Origin of the sequence: Geobacillus genomosp. 3 (genome assembly GCF_000445995.2) — a bacterium.
Taxonomy (GTDB): Bacteria; Bacillota; Bacilli; order Bacillales; family Anoxybacillaceae; genus Geobacillus.
The window spans coordinates 3,277,962-3,298,291 of sequence record NC_022080.4; the positions used below are offsets into that span (position 1 = coordinate 3,277,962).

24 protein-coding genes are annotated in these 20,330 nt (G+C 55.2%); all 24 read right to left on the reverse strand.

Features of this window, described 5'->3' with window-relative positions; genetic code table 11:
• Window positions 1-2: 2 nt before the first annotated feature.
• On the reverse strand, window positions 3-1,340 hold the full coding sequence (locus tag M493_RS16345) for an NADH-quinone oxidoreductase subunit C (RefSeq protein WP_020961501.1): 1,338 nt from the start codon (window positions 1,338-1,340) through the stop codon (window positions 3-5).
• A 3-nt stretch (window positions 1,341-1,343) separates the two neighbouring features.
• On the reverse strand, window positions 1,344-1,856 hold the full coding sequence (locus M493_RS16350; protein WP_008880690.1) for a NuoB/complex I 20 kDa subunit family protein: 513 nt from the start codon (window positions 1,854-1,856) through the stop codon (window positions 1,344-1,346).
• Entirely contained in the window at window positions 1,847-2,215 is a 369-nt protein-coding gene (locus tag M493_RS16355; RefSeq protein WP_020961502.1) for an NADH-quinone oxidoreductase subunit A, read from the reverse strand. Before M493_RS16355 ends, M493_RS16350 begins: the two co-directional genes overlap by 10 nt.
• A gap of 362 nt (window positions 2,216-2,577) precedes the next feature.
• Window positions 2,578-2,979 carry a F0F1 ATP synthase subunit epsilon gene (locus M493_RS16360; RefSeq protein ID WP_020961503.1) on the reverse strand — a complete coding sequence of 134 codons (402 nt, stop codon included), beginning with the start codon at window positions 2,977-2,979 and terminating at the stop codon, window positions 2,578-2,580.
• 22 nt (window positions 2,980-3,001) lie between these two features.
• Window positions 3,002-4,423, reverse strand: a complete 1,422-nt coding sequence (gene atpD / locus M493_RS16365; protein WP_020961504.1) for a F0F1 ATP synthase subunit beta — start codon at window positions 4,421-4,423, stop codon at window positions 3,002-3,004.
• Between the two features lie 27 nt (window positions 4,424-4,450).
• Window positions 4,451-5,308, reverse strand: coding sequence for an ATP synthase F1 subunit gamma (gene atpG / locus M493_RS16370; protein WP_020961505.1), 858 nt, complete (start codon window positions 5,306-5,308; stop codon window positions 4,451-4,453).
• A 66-nt stretch (window positions 5,309-5,374) separates the two neighbouring features.
• Window positions 5,375-6,883 (reverse strand): F0F1 ATP synthase subunit alpha, encoded by a 1,509-nt coding sequence (atpA, locus tag M493_RS16375; protein ID WP_020961506.1) that lies wholly within the window; start codon window positions 6,881-6,883, stop codon window positions 5,375-5,377.
• 24 nt (window positions 6,884-6,907) lie between these two features.
• A complete protein-coding gene (locus M493_RS16380) occupies window positions 6,908-7,444 on the reverse strand; it encodes a F0F1 ATP synthase subunit delta (RefSeq protein ID WP_020961507.1) in 537 nt (178 codons plus the stop codon).
• Window positions 7,441-7,977, reverse strand: coding sequence for a F0F1 ATP synthase subunit B (gene atpF, locus M493_RS16385; RefSeq protein WP_020961508.1), 537 nt, complete (start codon window positions 7,975-7,977; stop codon window positions 7,441-7,443). Before atpF ends, M493_RS16380 begins: the two co-directional genes overlap by 4 nt.
• 117 nt (window positions 7,978-8,094) lie before the next feature.
• Window positions 8,095-8,307 (reverse strand): F0F1 ATP synthase subunit C, encoded by a 213-nt coding sequence (gene atpE / locus M493_RS16390; RefSeq protein WP_017436872.1) that lies wholly within the window; start codon window positions 8,305-8,307, stop codon window positions 8,095-8,097.
• A gap of 48 nt (window positions 8,308-8,355) precedes the next feature.
• A complete protein-coding gene (gene atpB / locus M493_RS16395) occupies window positions 8,356-9,069 on the reverse strand; it encodes a F0F1 ATP synthase subunit A (RefSeq protein WP_020961509.1) in 714 nt (237 codons plus the stop codon).
• A gap of 18 nt (window positions 9,070-9,087) precedes the next feature.
• Entirely contained in the window at window positions 9,088-9,471 is a 384-nt protein-coding gene (locus M493_RS16400; RefSeq protein WP_020961510.1) for an ATP synthase subunit I, read from the reverse strand.
• Between the two features lie 4 nt (window positions 9,472-9,475).
• Window positions 9,476-9,697, reverse strand: a complete 222-nt coding sequence (locus tag M493_RS16405) for an AtpZ/AtpI family protein (protein WP_020961511.1) — start codon at window positions 9,695-9,697, stop codon at window positions 9,476-9,478.
• Between the two features lie 355 nt (window positions 9,698-10,052).
• Window positions 10,053-10,682: a uracil phosphoribosyltransferase gene (gene upp / locus M493_RS16410; protein WP_020961512.1), complete on the reverse strand. Its 630-nt coding sequence runs from the start codon at window positions 10,680-10,682 to the stop codon at window positions 10,053-10,055.
• Between the two features lie 201 nt (window positions 10,683-10,883).
• Entirely contained in the window at window positions 10,884-12,122 is a 1,239-nt protein-coding gene (glyA, locus tag M493_RS16415) for a serine hydroxymethyltransferase (protein ID WP_020961513.1), read from the reverse strand.
• A gap of 93 nt (window positions 12,123-12,215) precedes the next feature.
• Complete coding sequence (locus M493_RS16420; protein ID WP_020961514.1) at window positions 12,216-12,794, reverse strand: TIGR01440 family protein; 579 nt, start codon at window positions 12,792-12,794, stop codon at window positions 12,216-12,218.
• A 68-nt stretch (window positions 12,795-12,862) separates the two neighbouring features.
• The gene (gene rpiB, locus M493_RS16425) at window positions 12,863-13,309 is read right to left on the reverse strand and encodes a ribose 5-phosphate isomerase B (protein WP_020961515.1); all 447 of its coding nucleotides are present in this window, start codon (window positions 13,307-13,309) and stop codon (window positions 12,863-12,865) included.
• Window positions 13,310-13,451: 142 nt separating this feature from the next.
• Window positions 13,452-14,741, reverse strand: coding sequence for a methyl-accepting chemotaxis protein (locus M493_RS16430; protein ID WP_020961516.1), 1,290 nt, complete (start codon window positions 14,739-14,741; stop codon window positions 13,452-13,454).
• 28 nt (window positions 14,742-14,769) lie between these two features.
• Window positions 14,770-15,216: a low molecular weight protein arginine phosphatase gene (locus tag M493_RS16435; RefSeq protein ID WP_020961517.1), complete on the reverse strand. Its 447-nt coding sequence runs from the start codon at window positions 15,214-15,216 to the stop codon at window positions 14,770-14,772.
• A 123-nt stretch (window positions 15,217-15,339) separates the two neighbouring features.
• On the reverse strand, window positions 15,340-15,891 hold the full coding sequence (locus M493_RS16440; RefSeq protein ID WP_020961518.1) for a manganese efflux pump MntP family protein: 552 nt from the start codon (window positions 15,889-15,891) through the stop codon (window positions 15,340-15,342).
• 247 nt (window positions 15,892-16,138) lie between these two features.
• Window positions 16,139-17,182 (reverse strand): L-threonylcarbamoyladenylate synthase, encoded by a 1,044-nt coding sequence (locus M493_RS16445; protein WP_020961519.1) that lies wholly within the window; start codon window positions 17,180-17,182, stop codon window positions 16,139-16,141.
• Window positions 17,183-17,329: 147 nt separating this feature from the next.
• A complete protein-coding gene (gene spoIIR, locus M493_RS16450) occupies window positions 17,330-18,265 on the reverse strand; it encodes a stage II sporulation protein R (protein ID WP_051391606.1) in 936 nt (311 codons plus the stop codon).
• A 59-nt stretch (window positions 18,266-18,324) separates the two neighbouring features.
• Entirely contained in the window at window positions 18,325-19,191 is an 867-nt protein-coding gene (gene prmC / locus M493_RS16455; RefSeq protein WP_020961521.1) for a peptide chain release factor N(5)-glutamine methyltransferase, read from the reverse strand.
• Window positions 19,181-20,257 carry a peptide chain release factor 1 gene (gene prfA / locus M493_RS16460; RefSeq protein WP_020961522.1) on the reverse strand — a complete coding sequence of 359 codons (1,077 nt, stop codon included), beginning with the start codon at window positions 20,255-20,257 and terminating at the stop codon, window positions 19,181-19,183. The genes prmC and prfA overlap by 11 nt, the downstream gene beginning before the upstream one ends.
• Window positions 20,258-20,330 lie beyond the last annotated feature (73 nt).

Sequence of the window (20,330 nt, forward strand, 5' to 3'; positions counted from 1 at the left end):
GTTCACACCTCCGCATCATACGGCTCGTAATCTTTGCGCAGCGGATGCCCGACCCATTGCTCCCCGAGGAAGATGCGGATTAAGTTCGGGTGGCCGCGGAATCGGATGCCAAGCAAGTCGTACGCTTCGCATTCCGGCCAGTTCGCCCCGGGCCAAAGCGGGACGAGCGAATCGATTTCCGGGTTGTCGCGCTCGATTTTCACTTTGAGCGCTACTGGCTGTCGATTCGGGTACGAGTACAAGTGGACATACACTTCCATATGCGTTTGAAAATCGGTGCCGTGCAGCTCGGACAAATAGTCAAACCGAAGCTGTTCATTGTATTTTAAAAACTCGGCCACTTTGTAGTACGATTCCTTGTTAACAACAAGGGTCGGTACGTCTTTGGCCAGCCTGTTGACATATGCGTCTTCCAGCACGTCCGGCCCGAGATGTTCCTGAATGACGCGGACATATTTTTGAAGCAGCGGATCGTTCGGCGACGGGGAAGACGGTTTCTCCGCTCCGTCCCCCGCTTTAGCGGCTCCGGCCTTCGCGCGGGCGGCGGCCGCTGCTTTTGCTTTTGCCGCCGCGGCGGCCGCTTTCGCCTTCGCGGCGGCCGCCGCTTTTTGTTTCGCCAGCTCATCGTCGCTTCCCGCCGCTTCAGCGGCCTTTTGTTTGGCCAGTGCCGCCGCCTTGGCTTTCGCTGCCGCTGCCGCCTTTTTCTTCGCCGCCTCAAGGTCGTCGCCTGTCGCACCCGACGCTGACGCCTCACGCTGACGGCGCAGTTCGGCTGCTTTCGCCCGCGCTTCTTCCGCCGCTTTCTTCTTCGCCGCCTCAAGGTCGTCGCCTGTCGCACCCGACGCCGATGCCTCACGCTGTCGCCGCAGCTCGGCTGCCTTCGCCCGCGCTTCTTCCGCCGCTTTCTTCTTCGCCGCCTCAAGGTCGTCGCCTGTCGCACCCGACGCTGACGCCTCGCGCTGACGGCGCAGTTCGGCTGCCTTCGCCCGCGCTTCTTCCGCCGCTTTCTTCTTCGCCGCCTCAAGGTCGTCGCCTGTCGCACCCGACGCTGACGCCTCGCGCTGACGGCGCAGTTCGGCTGCCTTCGCTCGCGCTTCTTCCGCGGCCCGTTTTTTCGCTGCTGCGAGATCTTCAGCTGATGCTGGTTGCGCCACATCCGACTCTTTGTTTGCCGGGCTGGCAGACGAATCCGAAGGTGTTTTCACACCGTCGGCGGGAGGACTGTCGGCCGACTTGGCCTGTTCGGCCGCCTGCTTGGCGGCCAGCCGTTCGCGCGCCAGCTGCTTCGCCCGCTCGGCCGCTTCTCTTTTTCGCTGGGCCAAATCTTTTTCCTCATCCATCGGTTACAACACCTTCTTCCCCGTTTTGGCTTCCAAGCGGATTTTTTCTTTTAGTTTATGAATGCCGTAAATAAGCGCCGCCGGGTTTGGTGGACAGCCGGGTATGTACACGTCGACCGGGACGATTTGGTCAACCCCTTTAACGACGCTGTACGATTTCACATACGGTCCGCCGGCTGTCGCGCATGATCCCATGGCGATCACCCATTTCGGCTCCGGCATTTGATCGTACAACCGGCGCAAAAGCGGCGCCATTTTTTTCGTCACCGTTCCGGAGACGATCATAACGTCTGATTGCCGTGGTGAGGCGCGGAAAAACGAGCCGAACCGATCAAGGTCGTAATGAGCGCCGCCGACCGCCATCATTTCAATCGCGCAACAGGCGAGACCGAACGTCAGCGGCCAGAGCGAATTGCTTCGCGCCCACCCTTTTAACTGTTCCAACGTCGTAAAAAACACGTTGCGCTTTACTTCTTCCATTTCGTCAAACGTCATGCCATCCCATTTTACATCCATCGTAACACCTTCTTTTTCCAGGCATAAATGAGGCCAATGGCAAGCAAAACGATGAAAATGATCATTTCCACTAAAGCAAACAAGCCGAGTTGGTCGTAAACGACCGCCCACGGGTATAAAAACACTGTCTCGACGTCAAAAATAACAAATAGCAAGGCAAACAAGTAATAACGGACTTGGAATTGGATGCGCGAGTCATGAAATGGGATGTTACCGCTTTCATAAGTCGTAGCCTTCTCCTCGTCCGGCACGTGCGGCCGCAACAAGCGTCCGGCCGTAAGCGCCCCGATTGGCAGCAGCACCCCAAGGCAAAGAAAGACAAAGACAATCAAATAACTGTTGGCATAAATGTTGCTCAATAAGCCCGCCCCCTTCCCGGTTTACTACATACGTATGTTGTTAATATTGAAATTTTTAAACAATTTCTTCGAATCTATTATAACATTTATATCCAGACGTGTCAGCAAAACTTCAGATTATCCCTGTCAACACGATGGCAAAGCGCCGATGCCGATCGCACAAAGACAAATAGGATCGTCCGCTTCAAGGGAGCAAAACGGATGAAGACAATGGGAGGGGGAAACGAGACGGGAAAACGACGTGTCTATCTCCGTTGGCAGGCGCCACTGGACAGGCGGGAAAGTCATCGCCCTATGGCCTTCATCCTTCGCTTTCGACTAGCCAAACAGCAAAAAAAGCAGAGGGGCATTCGCTCCTCTGCTTATCTCATTTCAGAAACATTCAAGCGATTCAAGGCGCGTTTTAGCGCCAGTTCGGCCCGCCTGAAGTCAATATCATCCTGTTGGCTTTGCAAGCGGCGTTCCGCCCGCTCTTTTGCCGCTTTGGCGCGAAGGACATCAATGTCTTCCGCCCGCTCAGCAGCTTGGGCCAAAATGGTCACGTTGTCCGGGCGGACTTCGATAAAGCCGCCGCTAACCGCAACATAGTCCGTTTTGCCGTCCTTCTTCAGACGGGCCGCGCTGATCTCGAGCGGGGCGACAAGCGGAATGTGCCCCGGCAAAATGCCGAGCTCCCCGCTTTTCGCCTTCACGCTCACCATTTCGACATCGCCTTCGTACACCGGGCCATCAGGAGTGACGACGCTCACATGGATCGTTTTCATTGTCCAATCCCCCTATCCCGGGTCACACTTCGACGCCCATGGCTTTCGCTTTTTCAACCACTTCTTCAATGCGGCCGACTAAGCGGAACGCATCTTCCGGAAGGTGGTCGTATTTGCCCTCCAAAATTTCTTTAAAGCCGCGCACCGTTTCCTTCACCGGCACGTACGAACCCGGTTGGCCCGTGAACTGTTCCGCCACGTGGAAGTTTTGCGATAAGAAAAATTGAATGCGGCGGGCGCGGTGGACGACGAGCTTGTCTTCATCGGACAGTTCGTCCATCCCTAAGATGGCGATAATGTCTTGCAGCTCTTTATAGCGCTGCAATGTTTGCTGTACGCGGCGGGCAACTTGGTAATGCTCTTCACCGACAATTTCCGGCGCCAGCGCGCGCGATGTCGAAGCAAGCGGGTCAACGGCCGGATAAATCCCCATCTCGGCGAGCTTCCGCTCCAAGTTTGTCGTCGCATCCAAGTGCGAGAACGTCGTCGCCGGAGCCGGGTCTGTATAGTCGTCGGCCGGAACGTAAATCGCCTGGATTGAGGTGATCGAGCCTGTTGCTGTTGACGTGATCCGCTCTTGCAGCTGGCCCATCTCCGTCGCCAATGTCGGCTGATAACCAACGGCCGACGGCATGCGGCCTAACAACGCCGATACTTCGGAGCCGGCCTGTGTGAAACGGAAAATGTTATCGATAAAGAGCAATACGTCTTGCCCTTGCTCATCGCGGAAATATTCAGCCATCGTCAAGCCGGTCAACGCAACGCGCATCCGCGCGCCCGGCGGCTCGTTCATTTGTCCGAACACCATGGCCGTTTTGCTAATAACGCCGGAATCTTTCATTTCATGGTACAAGTCGTTCCCTTCACGCGTCCGTTCACCGACACCAGCGAAAACGGAAATCCCGCCGTGCTCTTGGGCGATGTTATGGATCAGCTCTTGGATCAAGACCGTTTTCCCTACGCCGGCACCGCCGAACAAGCCGATCTTACCACCTTTGATATACGGGGCGAGCAAGTCGACGACTTTAATCCCGGTTTCCAAAATTTCGACTTCCGTCGCCAGTTCATCGAATTTTGGCGCCGGACGGTGAATCGGGTCACGACGGGCTTCAGCCGGGATCTCGTCCTGCAAATCGATCGGCTCGCCCAAGACGTTAAACACGCGGCCAAGCGTGACATCGCCAACCGGTACCGAAATCGGCGCCCCGGTATCGACGACTTCCATGCCGCGGATCAAGCCGTCGGTCGATGCCATCGCGATCGTCCGTACTGTATCATCGCCAAGATGCAAGGCGACTTCCAATGTCAAGTCGATATCGACTTCGTTTTCGTTGCGCGCTTGATGTTGAATTTTCAGGGCGTTGTAGATGGCCGGCAAGTGGCCGTTTTCGAACTTGACGTCTACAACCGGACCCATGACTTGAATAACGCGTCCTCTTGTCATCGTTTTCCCTCCTAACTTGCTAGTCCGCTATTGCAAGGCGTTTGCCCCGGCGACAATTTCCGTAATTTCTTGCGTGATCGAAGCTTGGCGAGCGCGGTTGTAGGAAAGCGTCAACGTGCGAATGAGTTCATGCGCGTTGTCGGTCGCGTTCTTCATCGCTGTCATCCGGGCGGCGTGTTCGCTCGCTTTCGCATCGAGCAACGCGCCGTAAATAAGGCTCTCCGCGTACTGCGGCAACAAGACGTCCAAAATTTCCTCTTGCGACGGTTCAAATTCGTACACCGTGCGCTGCTGATTGTCAGCCAAATCGGTGAGCGGGAGCAGCTTCCGTTCTGTCACATCTTGTTGGATGGCGCTCACGTAATGGTTATAGTACATATATAGTTCATCAAACGTGCCATCGGCGAACAACCCGACCGTTTTGTTAGCAATCTCCTTAATATCGGCAAACGACGGCTGATCCGGCAAGCGGGTAATATCGAGAATAACCGGCATGTTCCGTTTGCGGAAAAAGTTTAACCCGACGCGGCCAATGACGATGATGGCGTACTCGTCCGGGGAGGTATGGCGCGCCTGAATCGTTTGGTAGACGGTGCGCAGCACGTTGCTGTTGTACGCCCCGGCTAAACCGCGGTCCGATGTGATGACTAAATATCCTGTCTTTTTCACCGGACGCGAGATGAGCATCGGATGGGAGACACCGCCGGCGCCAAGCGAGACGTTGGCCACGACTTCCTGCATTTTTTCCATGTATGGGACGAACGATTTCGCGTTTTGCTCCGCGCGGTTTAATTTCGACGTCGAGACCATTTCCATCGCTTTCGTGATTTGGCTCGTTTTTCTCGTCGAATTGATGCGCGTTTTAATGTCGCGTAACGATGCCAAAGGTTTCACCACCTTTTTGTTGCACGAGATCTAACAGGTGCGGGGGCCGAAACGCCCCCGTCAGCCTTATTGGGAAACGACAAACGTTTTCTTGAACGCTTCGATCGCTTTATTGAAATCTTCCTCATTCGGAAGGTCTTTCGTCGTCCGGATATGCTCAAGCAAGTGCTGCCCGTTTTGGTCGAGCCACAAGAAAAGTTCTTTTTCGAAACGGCGCACATCTTCAACCGGGATGTCATCCAAAAAGCCGCGCGTCAGAGCATAAATGATGGCGACTTGCTTTTCAACCGGAATCGGCTGATGCAAATCTTGCTTCAGCACTTCAACCGTGCGCGCCCCGCGTGCGAGTTTCGCCTGCGTCGCTTTATCGAGGTCGGAACCGAATTGGGCGAACGCTTCTAATTCGCGGTATGCGGCCAAGTCCAAACGGAGCGTCCCCGATACTTTTTTCATCGCTTTAATTTGCGCGGCGCCACCGACGCGCGAGACGGACAACCCTGCGTTGATCGCCGGGCGGACGCCGGAGAAGAACAGGTCGGATTGCAAGAAAATTTGCCCGTCTGTGATCGAGATGACGTTCGTCGGAATGTAAGCGGAGATGTCGCCCGCTTGCGTTTCGACGAACGGAAGCGCGGTCAACGAGCCGGCGCCTTTGGCATCGCTCAATTTCGCCGCGCGCTCGAGCAGGCGGGAGTGCAAGTAGAAGACATCCCCCGGATACGCTTCACGGCCTGGCGGACGGCGAAGCAAAAGCGACAGCTCGCGGTACGCAGCGGCTTGTTTCGACAAGTCGTCGTAAACCACCAATACGTGTTGGCCTTTATACATGAAATATTCGCCCATCGATACGCCCGCATACGGCGCCAGGAACAAGAGCGGAGCCGGTTGCGACGCCGAAGCAGTGACGACGATCGTATAGTCGAGCGCGCCATGTTTGCGGAGCGTTTCGACAACCGTACGAACGGTCGATTCTTTTTGACCGATGGCCACATAAATACAAATCATATTTTGGTCTTTTTGGTTGAGAATCGTGTCAATGGCGACTGACGTCTTCCCTGTTTGCCGGTCACCGATGATGAGCTCACGCTGACCGCGGCCGATCGGCACGAGCGCGTCGATCGCTTTAATCCCTGTTTGCAACGGCTCATGCACCGATTTCCGATCCATAACACCCGGCGCCGGGCTTTCGATCGGGCGCGTTTCCGTCGTTTCAACCGGGCCCAATCCGTCAACCGGCTGACCGAGCGGGTTGACGACACGGCCGATGAGCGCTTCCCCTACCGGCACTTCCATAATCCGGCCCGTGCGGCGCACTTCATCGCCTTCTTTAATGCCGGTATACGGACCTAAAATAACGATCCCGACGTTGTTTTCTTCCAAGTTCAGCGCCATGCCCATCACGCCGTTAGCAAATTCGACAAGCTCGCCGGACATGACGTTATCAAGCCCGTGAACGCGGGCGATCCCGTCACCGATTTGGATGACGGTGCCAACATCGCTCACTTGAATTTGCGATTCGTAGTTTTCAATCTGCTGCTTAATGAGCGCGCTAATTTCTTCCGCTCGAATGCTCATGCCTTTCACCCCTGTCTCCAAATGTTAACCAATGAGCTGCCGCTGAATCCGTTCCAGCTGCCCGCTGACGCTGCCGTCATAAATGCGGTTGCCGATGCGCAGCTTCACGCCGCCAATCAATTCCGGGTCGACGATATTTTCAATGCGGAGCGTCTCTTTGCCAACTTTTTTGGCAAATACGTCAGAAAGCGCCTGCAGTTCCTCATCCGTCAACGGCCGGGCCGAATACGCCGTCGCCTCAACGATGCCGCGCGCATCGTTGGCAAGGGCGACAAACTGATCTGCCAGTTCAGGCACAAGGCCGAAGCGATGGCGCTCAAGAAGAAGCAAAAGCGTGTTTTGCACCGGGGTGGAAACGCCGGCAAACACTTCACGAACGAGCGCTTTTTTCTTGTCCAAGGAAAGTTTCGGGTTGGAAAGAATCGATAAAAACTCGCCGTTTTCCACCAACGCTTGGCGCACGGCGCGGATATCTTCTTCGATTCGGTCTAGCTGCTGTTGTTCAAGCGCGATTTGAAACAGAGCGGACGCATACCGCTTAGCGATCACTTCTTGGCTCATCGCGCTCCTCCTACCTCTTGAACGTCCTTAATGTATGCTTGGATCAGCTTGCGCTGGTCTTGTTCGGTCAATTCTTTTTCAATCACTTTCGAGGCGATGAAGACAGACAACGAAGCCACTTGTTCGCGGAGCGCGGCCATCGCCTGTTCTTTTTCACGCTCGATTTCTTGTTTCGCCGCTTCTTTTACTCGTTCCGCTTCCGCACGGGCCGAGGCGACGATTTGTTCTTTTTGCTCTTCGGCAAGCTTGCGCGCATTTTCAATGAGCGTTTGCGCTTCTTGGCGCGATTGCTTCATCAGTTCACGCTGTTCTTCAAGCAGTTTTTCCGCCTCTTGGCGACGTTTTTCTGCCTGTTCGATTTCATTCGCGATATGTTCTTCGCGCTGTTTCATGATATTCATTAGCGGCTGCCAAGCGAATTTGCGCAGCAAAGCGAGCAAAATGATGAACATGAGCAGCTGGTAAATGATATCGCCGCTGTTGATGCCGTGCGCTGCTTCGCCGAGCACCCAAACGTTTGCCTCCAATAACACCGCGTTTCACTCCTTTCGACAGCTATCGCACTGACGCGATGATCGCAAAATCGTACATAAAGGAATGGCGAAGGTGGTCGTTGACACGAACTTCGCCATCATTCCAACCATATTCCGTTAACGGTTCATGACGATGAAGGAAATAACGACACCGATGATTGGAAGCGCCTCAACTAACGCAACCCCGATGAACATCGTCGTTTGCAACACCGGACGCAATTCCGGTTGACGTGCAATCCCTTCGACTGTACGACCGACGATTAAACCGTTGCCGATACCGGCGCCTAACGCCGCTAAACCTACTGCAATGGCAGCTGCAATTAAATTCATGATGATGTATCCTCCTTTTATATTCGTGTAATGATGATAATGATATCATTAATGGTCATGGCTGACTTTGTGCGCCATATAAACCATTGTTAACATCGTAAAAATAAACGCTTGGATAGAGCCGACAAAAATACTGAACCCTTGCCATGCCATCATCGGAAGGGCACCGCCGATCGCGCCAAGCACGCCATGGTTCGTGCCGAGCCCGGCGAGCAGGGCAAGCAAAATTTCACCCGCATAAATGTTCCCGAAAAGACGCAAGCCAAGCGTCAGCGTATTGGCAAACTCTTCAATGATTTTCAGTGGGAACAGGAAGGCCATCGGCCGGGTGTACTCACGCAAATATCCAGATACACCTTTCATTTTGATGCCGTAGTAGTGAGTGAGGCCGACAACCATCACCGCAAGCGTCAAGGTGATTGTCGCATCAGCGGTCGGCGATTTCCACCAAAGTTGGCCGTTTACATGGACGGAAAACGGCAGCCCGAGCATGTTGGCGACGAAAATATACATGATGAGCGTGACGCCTAACGTCAAAAAGCGGCCGCCCGTCTGCCAGTCCATCGCGCTGTTGATAATGCCTTTGACAAAGTCAAAGACCCATTCGATGAAGTTTTGCATCCCTTTCGGACGCAGCTGGAGCGAGCGCGTTGCGGCCAAAGCGATGATGAAAACGATCAAGCTCGTAACCGTAATCATCAAAATGTTCGATAAATTAAACGTAAGGCCTAAAAATTCAACAATCGGCGCTCCGTGTTCCATTCGTGTCTCACCTCTCTTTCATGTGTGCAGCTTATCTTTTTTCCATTTTTGGAAGAGGAAATCTATTATAATGACAATATAGGATGTCATTAATCCCACGACTGTTGGCACAAGGGCAAAATGTTGCGGATACGTTAGGACGATGACAGCCGCCAATGCGGCGAGGGCTAGACGCGATAGCGTGCCAAGCGTGCGTACTTTTTTGCGCGCTGCCACTGCCTGTCCGAATTTTTCGATTTTCCGGGTTAAATTCCAAAGCATGAAGAGGCTGATGACCGTACCAAGAATTAGGCTAAGAAAAACGGTTTTGTATGGCGTAAACCCAACGCCGAGCGTGTAGATAGCGAGCAAATACAATATGTACTTGACATGCCGGAGAAACATCAATTGAAAGGTCTCCATTTTGTTACTCCTCAGAGAAATATTGGCGGATCAGCCGCAGCATCGCATAGACGCCGGCCGTCAATCCAAGCAATAAGCCGACGATTAAAAAGATCGGCTCCGTATCAAACTTATTATCAACCCATCTTCCGCCAAAAATACCAATTAAAATCGAGCCGACAAGCTGGGAGACGATGGCGGACATTAACGCCATAGCTTGAAATGGGTGGCGCTGCTTTTTCGACATGCCAATACACCCTTTAAATATAATGAAAACCTTCTCAATCTACCCCCTGTAAAGCATACAATACCACTAGGTTAATGTCAATGTATTTCCACACAAAACCTCATTAACACAGGGCAAATATTAATAATTTGTGACAATTTCTCATTTTCTTTTCACAAATATCATGTATAATGGTATATTTTATTTTTAGCTGCTCTTTCTGCCTGACTTGGCCGTTCAGCTTCCCGCCATAGCAGGCGGCGTCGCAGGTAATCATAACGCAAGAAGGTTTCCATATGTATGCCGAAAAAGGGTGTCCCGGCCATGCGGGCACCCTTTTGTTCGCCGTATGCGCGGCGTCTTGTTCAGCTGACTGTCATTTTGTTCCAAACAGCCGGTCGCCGGCATCGCCGAGGCCGGGGACGATATAACCGTGGTCGTTCAGCCGCTCGTCAAGGGCGGCGATGTAAATGTCGACGTCCGGGTGCGCCGTTTCCACCGCCTTGACCCCTTCCGGCGCCGCGATCAGGCACATAAACTTAATGCTTTTCGCCCCCCGCTTTTTCAACGCTTCGATCGCCGCCACTGCCGAGCCGCCGGTCGCGAGCATCGGATCGACGATGATGAAATCGCGCTCTTCGACATCGCTTGGCAGCTTGACGTAATATTCCACTGGCTTGAGCGTTTCCGGATCGCGGTATAGGCCGACGTGGCCGACTTTCGCTGCCGGGATGAGCTTCAAAATGCCGTCCACCATGCCGATACCGGCGCGCAAAATCGGGATGACGCCTAGCTTTTTGCCGGCGATGACTTTCGCTTTCGCCCGGCTGACAGGAGTTTCGATCTCCACTTCCTCAAGCGGAAGGTCGCGCGTAATTTCAAACGCCATCAGCGTCGCCACTTCTTCAACGAGCTCGCGAAATTCTTTTGTACCTGTATGCTTGTCGCGAATGTACGTCAGTTTATGCTGGATGAGCGGATGGTCAAATACATACACTTTTCCCATGGGTCATCTCCTCTTCCGTATGTATGGCAGTACACTTCTATACATTCTACTGGAAAACGGGCGCCCGTTCAACTGTTGAAACAAAGGAAAAGGCACACTGCCGAACCGATCATTGGCAGTGTGCCTCGCCCATTCTGAGCCGAGAAGACCCCCATGTCTACATGTGAACGCAGACGGGAGCGTTCCATTGCCGTTGTCTCCTTAGTCTTGGTAGAGCGGGAATTTTTCCGTCAAAGCGGCGACGCGTTGGCGCGCTTCTTCAAGCGCCTGTTCATTATCTTTGTTTTTCAGCACGAGACCGATAATGGCGGCGATTTCATCCATTTCTTCCAAGCCGAAGCCGCGCGTCGTGACCGCGGCCGTCCCGATGCGGATGCCGCTCGTGACAAACGGGCTTTCCGGATCATATGGAATCGTGTTTTTGTTGACGGTAATGCCGACTTCATCCAATACTTTCTCCGCTGTTTTCCCTGTCAGCTGCTGCGGGCGCAAGTCAACAAGCAGCAAATGGTTGTCCGTGCCGCCGGAGACAAGGGTGAACCCTTCTTTTTGCAAGGCGTTCGCTAAGCGCTGGGCGTTGTCGATGATGCGCTTGGCGTACACTTTAAAGTCCTCTTGCAGCGCCTCGCCCAACGCGACTGCCTTCGCAGCGATGACATGCATGAGCGGGCCGCCTTGAATGCCAGGGAAAATCGATTTGTCGATTTGTTTCGCAAACTGCTCTTGGCATAAAATCATCCCGCCGCGCGGGCCGCGCAATGTTTTATGCGTTGTCGTCGTGACAAAGTGGGCGTACGGCACCGGATTCGGATGAAAACCTGCCGCAACAAGACCGGCAATATGGGCCATATCGACCATTAAATAGGCACCGACTTCATCAGCGATTTCCCGAAACTTGGCAAAATCGATGACGCGCGGATAGGCGCTGGCGCCGGCGACGATCAGCTTCGGCCGATGGAGGCGCGCTTTTTCGCGCACATCGTCATAGTCGATGACATGCGTTTCCGGATCGACGCCATATTCGACAAAGTTGTACTGGATGCCGCTGAAATTGACCGGGCTGCCGTGCGTCAAATGTCCGCCATGCGACAAGTTCATGCCGAGCACGGTGTCGCCGGGCTTGAGGACGGTGAAATAGACGGCCATGTTCGCCTGCGCTCCGGAATGCGGCTGGACGTTCACATGCTCTGCCCCGAACAACTGCTTCGCCCGTTCACGCGCCAAATCTTCGACCACGTCGACGTACTCGCAGCCGCCGTAATAGCGTCGGCCCGGATAGCCTTCCGCATATTTGTTCGTCAATACCGATCCTTGCGCTTCCATGACGGCGCGGCTGACGAAGTTTTCCGAAGCGATCAGCTCGATTTTCGCGTGCTGCCGCTTCCGCTCTTGTTCGATGGCCGCGAACACTTGCGGATCTTGTTGTGGCAAGTAGTTCATCAATAGCTCCCCCTTACATAAAATTCAGTGAATATCCGTTTTTATTTTATCAGCTTTCACCGGACAAATCCAAAGAAAAAGTGAATAAAATGACTAGAAAGTGCAGGAATCATTCGGATTTTCCAACGAATAGACAGCGCGGGCGCCGCCGATCAGCTTCGGCCGTGTTTTCGCCAACGTCACATGCGCCGCTCCGACTTGCTTCACCGGGACGCGCACGGGGACGGCGACCGGCTTCAAATGCATGCCGATGAGCGTATGGCCGATATCGATCCCGGCGTCGGCGCGAATCGCCTCGACGACGACCGGATCCGCGAGATTTCGATAGGCGTAAGCGGCCATCGCTCCCCCCGCCTGCGGCACCGGAACGACGGAAACGACCTCCAGCCCGTGAGCGCGCGCCGTCTCCCGCTCAACGACAAGCGCCCGGTTTAAATGTTCGCAACATTGAAACGCCAGCTCAATGCCGGTTTCACGCCGCCACGCCTCAAGCTCGGCAAAAAGCATGGCGGCGACATCCATCGACCCGGCCGTGCCGATTCGCTCGCCAAACACTTCGCTCGTGCTGCAGCCGACCACCACAATGTGGCCGCGGCCAAGCGGCGCCTGTTCGCGAAACGCGCGCAAGATGGCTTGCCATTGTTGCCGCCATTCGGTCAATGGTGCGTCCATGGCCATCCCCCCCTTATTGATGCGCCGATATACCGGCAATTTTTGCGAAACGATGCGCCTTTTATTTTTTACAAATGTTCGTTTTCATAATCGGCGATTTTGTCGATCCGCCGCGCGTGACGGCCGCCTTCGAATTCTGTCTCGAGCCACGCTTTCGCGATCTCACGCGCCAAGCCAGGGCCGATCACGCGCTCCCCCATCGCGAGGATGTTGCTGTCGTTATGCATGCGTGTCAGTTTGGCGCTGTAAACATCATGACAAAGGGCGCAGCGCACCCCTTTCACTTTATTGGCGGCGATCGTCATGCCGATGCCGGTCCCGCAAATTAAAATGCCGCGGTCAAACTCGCCGCGCGCCACTTTTTCAGCGACCGGGAGCGCGTAATCCGGGTAATCGACCGACGTTTCACAGTCGCAGCCAAAATCGGTATATTCGATGCCCATTTCATCAAGAAGGGCTTTAATTTCTTCACGGATACGAATTCCGCCATGGTCGGAAGCAATGGCCACTTTCATGTTCGTTCGTCTCCTTTCTGTTCGCTCTGCCCCTTGTCTCTCGGAGCGGGCGTTTCATCGATACCCTATCACATGATGCTAGCGCGGTTTTTTTGTTTCCGGCAGCGAAGTCGACAGCGTGTTTGTCGGTGCGCCTGTCATGTTAACTGGCGCGAAAACGGGCGACCGCTGCCTGCAGCTGTTCCGCCTGTTCGACGAGCTCGTTGGCCAGCTTGTGCACGTCGCCGATCGCTGCCGTTTGTGCCCGCGTCGCCGCCGCGACTTCGAGCGCACCGGCGGATGTCTGTTCGGCAATCGCTGCCACTTCTTGCGCCTGTGCAGCGGCTCGCCCCATATGCACCATCTGATTTTTCGCCAACCCGGCGATCTCATGGACGGCGCGGATCAATTCATCCGCCGACGCCGTCATGGCCGCAATGGCCGCGTTCGTGCGCTCCCCTTTGGCCGCCGCAGCGTTGGAAGCGGCTACTTGCTTGTCCATTTGTGCCACAACATGGGCGACTTCGTTTTGAATGTTGCCGACGAGTTCAGCGATTTGCTTGACCGCTTTAGCGCTTTCATCGGCTAGTTTGCGCACTTCTTCAGCCACAACGGCAAAGCCGCGGCCATGCTCGCCGGCGCGGGCGGCTTCAATCGAGGCGTTGAGCGCCAGCAAGTTCGTTTGCTCGGCAATATCGGCGACAAGCAACGTAATATTGCCAATTTGTTTGGCGTTTCCTTCAAGCTGTTTGACGACTGCCCGCGACCTTTCTTGATCGTCGGCGAGCTGTCCGATGCCGTCGACAAGGGAACGGATCGCATCGCAGCTCGCTTTGAGCGTTTCTGCCATCGCCTGCGCGGATTGTTCGGCGCGCTCGGCCGTCCCTTTCACTTGCTCGGCGATGGCAAGCACATCTTCGACCGCCGCGGCTGCCGCCTGCGTCGCTTCAGCCGAGGCCGCTGCCCCTTTGGAGATGTCGTCAATCGTCGCCGCGATGTCGTGCGCACGGCCCGCCGCCGCCTCAGACGCTTCTTTTATCTCTGCCGTCTTTTCGTTCGTGCGCACCGCGTTTTCTTCAATGTTGGCGACGACCGCGCGCAAATGGCCGAGCATGCGGTTGAAAGCGACAGCAAGCGAGCGGATTTCGTCATTGGACGGAGGGAGCGGGACGTCCGCTTCAATGTGCCCGCCGGCTGCCTTCACAGCGGCTTCTTCGAGGCGTTGCAGCGGCCTCGTAATCCAGCCGGCCGCGACATAGGCGAGCACCCCCGACCAAAAAATGCCGAGCAGCAGCACAATAATCGTGAACACGCCTTTATTGAACGATGCAAACCACCAATCGTACAACACATACAAGAACAAGGCGCTCGTTGAATATGTAATGAGCGCCAGCGCCGTCGTAAAGACGACAAGCTTCAGGCGCAAACCAAACGAACGATCTGTTCCCCCCATCGTTTTCCCCCTCACCGATCATGTCAGATCATTGTCTCTCTTGCAATTTTTCCGCCAAGCGGTCAATGAGCGCCGTCAACTCATCGCGCGCCGCCCGGTACGCCTCGACCGGGCCGCCGAACGGATCGGCGATGTCACCGTCTGTTCCTGAAGCGAACTGTTTTAACGTAAACGTTTTGTCTTTCGCCTCCGGAAAACGGCCAATGATCATCTCTTTATGGCCGGACGTCATCGCCAACACATGCGTCGCCCAATCAATATGCTCTTTTTTTAACGGCGAGGAACGGTGGGATGCGTCAATCCCCTTTTCTTTCAGCACCGTTTTCGCATGGGCGGACGCCTCGCTTCCTTCCGCAGCAAACACCCCAGCCGATTTCACCTCGACACCGGGCAGCTGCTTGCTCTCAAGCAATGCCGCTGCCATCGGGCTGCGGCACGTATTGCCTGTGCAGACGAACAAAATGCGGTACGACATGACAACCACCTCTTCACAACAATGGCCTACCACCAATATACCATAGGAAAAAGAGCAAAAAAAAGCAGGCAGTCCGCTTTTTCCCACGTAAATGAAAAAGCCGGCATCGCCTGCCCCGATTTTTCACGAAAAGAGCAGCTTCAGCCCGAACGCGAGCAAAATGCTGCCGCCGAGCGCTTCGCTGTATGAACCGAGCCATTGCTGAAAATGGCGGCCCACCAACAGCCCGATCCAAGTCAATACCGTGCTGAATAGGCCGAACAGAAGGATCGTCACCATCGTCCGCGCCCCGAAAATGCCAAGACTTAGCCCGACCGAAAAGCTGTCGAGGCTAACGCTGAACGCAAAAAAAAGCAGCCCCGCCCCGCGCGGAAACAACGGTGACCCGTCTCCCCGCTGAAACGATGTAACGATCATTTGCCCGCCCAGCCATAATAGCAACAGCCCGCCCGCATAAGTAGCGATGCTGCCGAACTCGCGCGACAAAAAGCGGCCGACTGCCATGCCGACAAGCGGCATAAAAATATGAAACAAGCCGATCGTGAGCCCAATATAAAAAATTTGCCGAAGCCGAAGACGCAACAGCCCCATTCCTAGAGCGACCGAAAATGCGTCCATCCCTAGCGCCAGCGCCATTAGCGACAGCGCGATCATTTCGCCGATTAACGCGCCCATTCCCCTTCCCTCCCGGACTGGCCTTACTGCTAACATATGCACGTCCAGAATCGTTTAGAAGCAAACTGGTCATACAGGGGGAAAGACGGCTTCATGTGCAGAACGGCGAAAAGAAAAAGGGTGCCGCAACACAATGAGACCCCCTTTTTCACCGCTCTATATACACATCAAATGGATTCGTTTCACTAGCAGATGACCTTTTGCGTCAGCTTCTTTGCGCTTTAGCCAACGGGCGCTTTCGTTTCCGCTATTCGCGAATGACGCGCCCGCCGGCTGCTTTCTTCAACCGGTTCATGATCGCAACGCCGATCCCTTCTTCTGGAAACGCCTCGCTGTAAATGAGGTCGACGCCCGTCTCATCAAATCGGCGCAGCGTATCGTACAGGCGATGGGCGACCGTTTCGAGCTCGCGGCGCGTCCCGCACGCCAACACGACATCAGCGGCATAACGGCTTTTGTTTTCTTCAGTCGTCAGCACACCGACGGTTTTTCCCCCCGCCCGGCTTTCATCGACAAGCTGCTGCAACAACGACGGCGGGCCGGAGACGATCGAAAGCGGCGCTTTTGGCGCGTAATGCGTATATTTCATCCCCGGCGCTTTCGGCGCTGTCTGTTCATCTCCCATGCCGACGGCCTCCTCAACGCGGCCGACCGCTTCGCTCAGCGCCTCCTTCGTCACCCCGCCCGGGCGCAAAATCGTCGGCACCTCCCCGCTGCAATCGAGCACAGTCGATTCGACGCCGATGCCGGTCGGCCCGCCATCAATCACCCCGGCGATGCGCCCGTTTAAATCGGCGAGCACGTGGGCGGCCGTCGTCGGGCTCGGTTTTCCTGACCGGTTGGCGCTCGGAGCGGCAAGCGCCAAGCCGCTCGCCTCGATCAAGGCGAGCGCCAGCGGGTGATCCGGCATGCGCACCGCCACGGTCGGAAGGTTAGCCGTCACCCGTTCGGACACTGTCCCGGCCCGTTTCGGCAACACTAAGGTGAGCGGCCCCGGCCAAAACCGCTCCATTAGCGTTTTCGCGACCGGCGGGATCGCTGCGGCGATCGCTTCCACTTGCGCTACGTTCGCGACGTGAACGATGAGCGGATTGTCGCTCGGCCGCCCTTTGGCGGCAAAAATTTTGCCCACCGCTGCCGTATTGGCCGCATCCGCCCCTAAGCCGTACACCGTTTCCGTCGGGAACGCCACCACTTCCCCGGCCCGCAGCCATTCGGCCGCCTCTTGTATTTGTGGATAAATTTGCTGTTTATCAACAATATTATCCACAGTCCAAACACGCGTTTTCAATCGTTTCACCTTCTCTATCGCCTTGATTCGCCTTGAAGATAGCGGCTTTGTCCGGAAGCGCTGAACCGGTTTTCGCCGCCCGTCCATAGTTATGCACAAGTTGTGAATAAATCTGTTATTTTTGTGGATAACTTTGTGGATAGGATCTTATGGAATGAGATGGGCCAGCCACTCTTTGAAGAAAAATTTCACTTCGATCCGCTGTTCCGGCTCAGCGATGACGACAGGAGAAGCGTTTCCGCCGTCTATTCCTCCCCCTTCACTCGCATCCTCGCCCGTGTTCTTCGCAGCGGTGCTCGCGTCGTCTGCCTCATTGTCCACACCGCCCACACGAATCCCCACGTCATCCACATCTTTGCTCACACTATCTGTCTCAGCACTTATCGTGTCCTCGGCCGCTGCGCGGCGCCCCGTCTTCTCCATGGCCGCCGCGGTGCTCCCGCCTTCTTGTTCATCCGGCTGCACCGCCTCCTTGTCACTCTGCTTTCTCTTAACGGGCTGATCGGCCTCGGCCGGTGCCGGCTTACTTGTCTCGTTTGCCGGCCTTTCTTCCGCTCTCATCATCACAGCGTCACCGTTGGAAAAGTCGAGAAAACAAAGCGGCGGGAACAAGACACACCACCAGTTTGACCCTTTCCCTTCCCCGAGCGTAATGAGGACCGCATCGTACGTGCCGGCCGGATAGACGTAGTCGCCATACACTTTCGTCGGAAAGCGAACCGGGCCAAACTCTACTTTGTACGACTGGCTGCTTTGCTCATCACGGAGCACGCGAGCGACTGTCTGTTCAATGTCCGGCAGGCGGGAGCGGATGACGCGCTTCGCTTCGTCGAACGACGTCAGTTCAGCGACCCAGCTGTTGATTTGCGCGTTCACCGCATCGCGCACGTTTCGTTTCAATTCTTGGTCAGCAGCCGCATCGCTGTTGGCTAAAATGCGCAAGCGAACCGCCTCGTCGGGAACCGCGACCGCGGCGTTGGCCCCAGCATCGGTCTGCTGGCCGTACAGCTGAACGAGGACGCCTGTTGTTAATAGAATGATATATAAACATACAGCGATGGAATTTCCCTTCATTCTCATCATCGGCACCGTCCTTTCACCTCTCATTGTGGACGGCGCCGCCTCATTTTAAACCTATGAATCTAATTTTTTCTTGTCATATAAACCATTCGGTCCTTGCCGTTCAAATCAAAGGCCACTTCGACCCGCGCCTCGGGAAACGCTGCCGCTAAAAGCGCAGCGACCGCTTCCCCTTGTCCGGCGCCGACTTCAAACGCGACAAGCGCCGGGACGCCGAGCACAAGCGGCAAATCGCGAGCGAAGCGGCGGTAAAAGTCAAGCCCGTCGCGGCCGCCAAAGAGCGCGGTGTGCGGCTCGTAGTCTTTCACGACCGGAGAGAGCAACGCAGCATCGGCCTCGGGAATGTACGGCGGATTCGAAACGACCACATCGACGGTTCGTCCTTGTTCGATGAGCGGCTGCAATAAGTCGCCGCGCAAAAACGAAACGCTTGCCCCAAGCCGGCGAGCGTTTTCCCGAGCGACTGTGAGCGCTGCTTCGGAAATATCGGTGGCAGTCACCGACAACGCTTTGTTCTCTAGCGCCAATGTCACAGCGATCGCTCCGCTGCCGGTGCCGACATCGACGACATCAATCCGCTCCCGGCCGGCAAATAGGCGCGGCACGCGCTCAAGGACGCCAAGCACCAACTCTTCCGTTTCCGGGCGCGGGATGAGCACATGACGGTTCACAAGGAACGGCCGTCCGTAAAACGATTCATAGCCGATCAAATATTGGATCGGCACATGGTCGACCGCATGGCGGCGCACGTCGGCGGCAAACCGTTCATACACCGCTTCCTCAACCGGCTCACGCCAACGGGCGAACAGCCCGGCCCGGTCGGTGGCTAAATGATGGCACAACAGCCATTCCGCCGCCCGTTCTTCCTTTCCGTGGGCGCGTAAAAAAGAAGAAGCCCAGGCGAGGACTTCATGTACGTTACGACGCATCGTTCGCTTGCTCCAATTTTTTTCCTTGGTCGTCCAAAATGAGCGCCTCAATAATTTCATCCAAGTTGCCATCGAGCACTTGATCAAGCTTTTGGATCGTCAGCCCGATGCGGTGGTCGGTGACGCGGTTTTGCGGAAAGTTGTACGTCCGGATGCGCTCGGAACGGTCGCCGGTGCCGACCGCCTGCTTGCGCGTTTGGTCATATTCAGCGCGCGCTTCTTGCTGGTATTTGTCGTAAATGCGGGCGCGCAACACTTTCATGGCTTTCTCTTTGTTTTTGATTTGCGATTTTTCGTCCTGGCAAGTGACAACAATGCCGGTCGGAATGTGGGTGAGGCGCACAGCCGACATCGTCGTATTAACGCTTTGCCCGCCCGGACCGCTCGAAGCAAACGTGTCGACGCGAATGTCTTTTTCGTGAATCTCGACTTCGACTTCTTCCATTTCCGGCAAACAGGCGACCGTGGCCGTCGATGTATGGATGCGTCCGCCTGACTCTGTCTCCGGCACGCGCTGGACGCGATGGGCGCCGTTTTCAAACTTGAGCTTCGAGTACGCCCCTTTTCCGTTGATCATAAAAATAATTTCCTTATAGCCGCCGAGACCGGTCGGACTCGCTTCGATCACTTCCGTTTTCCATCCTTGCTCCTCGGCATAGCGCGTATACATCCGGTACAAGTCGCCGGCGAACAGCGCCGCCTCCTCACCGCCGGCAGCGGCGCGAATTTCCATAATGACGTTTTTCTCATCGTTCGGGTCTTTCGGCAGGAGCAACACTTTCAGCTTCTCAACGAGCGCGTCTTCCCGTTCTTCGAGTTCAGCAATTTCCTCTTTCACCATCTCGCGCAGCTCCGGTTCAAGCTTTTCCTCGAGCATTGCCTTCGCATCCGCGAGCTGGTTGCGAACCGACTTGTATTCACGGTACGTTTGCACCGTTTCCGCCAAATCGGCCTGCTCTTTCGAATAATCGCGCAACTTTTTCGGATCGTTGATGACTTCGGGATCCATTAAAAGTTCATTTAACTTTTCATACCGTTGTTCGACAGCCTCTAACCGGTCAAACACATTATTCACCTCTGTTTTTCAGCACAGTCTAATTTTAAATTATAGCATGAACCAAAGCCAAACAAAAACCCCC

What these genes read in the sequence shown, in the direction of transcription:
- M493_RS16345 (WP_020961501.1), bottom strand. Translation starts at nt 1,340, where the DNA reads ATGGATGAGGAAAAAGATTTGGCCCAGCGAAAAAGAGAAGCGGCCGAG.
- M493_RS16350 (WP_008880690.1), bottom strand. Translation starts at nt 1,856, where the DNA reads ATGGATGTAAAATGGGATGGCATGACGTTTGACGAAATGGAAGAAGTA.
- M493_RS16360 (WP_020961503.1), bottom strand. Translation starts at nt 2,979, where the DNA reads ATGAAAACGATCCATGTGAGCGTCGTCACTCCTGATGGCCCGGTGTAC.
- atpD (WP_020961504.1), bottom strand. Translation starts at nt 4,423, where the DNA reads ATGACAAGAGGACGCGTTATTCAAGTCATGGGTCCGGTTGTAGACGTC.
- atpA (WP_020961506.1), bottom strand. Translation starts at nt 6,883, where the DNA reads ATGAGCATTCGAGCGGAAGAAATTAGCGCGCTCATTAAGCAGCAGATT.
- M493_RS16380 (WP_020961507.1), bottom strand. Translation starts at nt 7,444, where the DNA reads ATGAGCCAAGAAGTGATCGCTAAGCGGTATGCGTCCGCTCTGTTTCAA.
- atpE (WP_017436872.1), bottom strand. Translation starts at nt 8,307, where the DNA reads ATGAATTTAATTGCAGCTGCCATTGCAGTAGGTTTAGCGGCGTTAGGC.
- atpB (WP_020961509.1), bottom strand. Translation starts at nt 9,069, where the DNA reads ATGGAACACGGAGCGCCGATTGTTGAATTTTTAGGCCTTACGTTTAAT.
- M493_RS16400 (WP_020961510.1), bottom strand. Translation starts at nt 9,471, where the DNA reads ATGGAGACCTTTCAATTGATGTTTCTCCGGCATGTCAAGTACATATTG.
- M493_RS16405 (WP_020961511.1), bottom strand. Translation starts at nt 9,697, where the DNA reads ATGTCGAAAAAGCAGCGCCACCCATTTCAAGCTATGGCGTTAATGTCC.
- upp (WP_020961512.1), bottom strand. Translation starts at nt 10,682, where the DNA reads ATGGGAAAAGTGTATGTATTTGACCATCCGCTCATCCAGCATAAACTG.
- glyA (WP_020961513.1), bottom strand. Translation starts at nt 12,122, where the DNA reads ATGAACTACTTGCCACAACAAGATCCGCAAGTGTTCGCGGCCATCGAA.
- M493_RS16420 (WP_020961514.1), bottom strand. Translation starts at nt 12,794, where the DNA reads ATGGACGCACCATTGACCGAATGGCGGCAACAATGGCAAGCCATCTTG.
- rpiB (WP_020961515.1), bottom strand. Translation starts at nt 13,309, where the DNA reads ATGAAAGTGGCCATTGCTTCCGACCATGGCGGAATTCGTATCCGTGAA.
- M493_RS16430 (WP_020961516.1), bottom strand. Translation starts at nt 14,741, where the DNA reads ATGGGGGGAACAGATCGTTCGTTTGGTTTGCGCCTGAAGCTTGTCGTC.
- M493_RS16435 (WP_020961517.1), bottom strand. Translation starts at nt 15,216, where the DNA reads ATGTCGTACCGCATTTTGTTCGTCTGCACAGGCAATACGTGCCGCAGC.
- M493_RS16440 (WP_020961518.1), bottom strand. Translation starts at nt 15,891, where the DNA reads ATGGGCGCGTTAATCGGCGAAATGATCGCGCTGTCGCTAATGGCGCTG.
- spoIIR (WP_051391606.1), bottom strand. Translation starts at nt 18,265, where the DNA reads ATGATGAGAATGAAGGGAAATTCCATCGCTGTATGTTTATATATCATT.
- prmC (WP_020961521.1), bottom strand. Translation starts at nt 19,191, where the DNA reads ATGCGTCGTAACGTACATGAAGTCCTCGCCTGGGCTTCTTCTTTTTTA.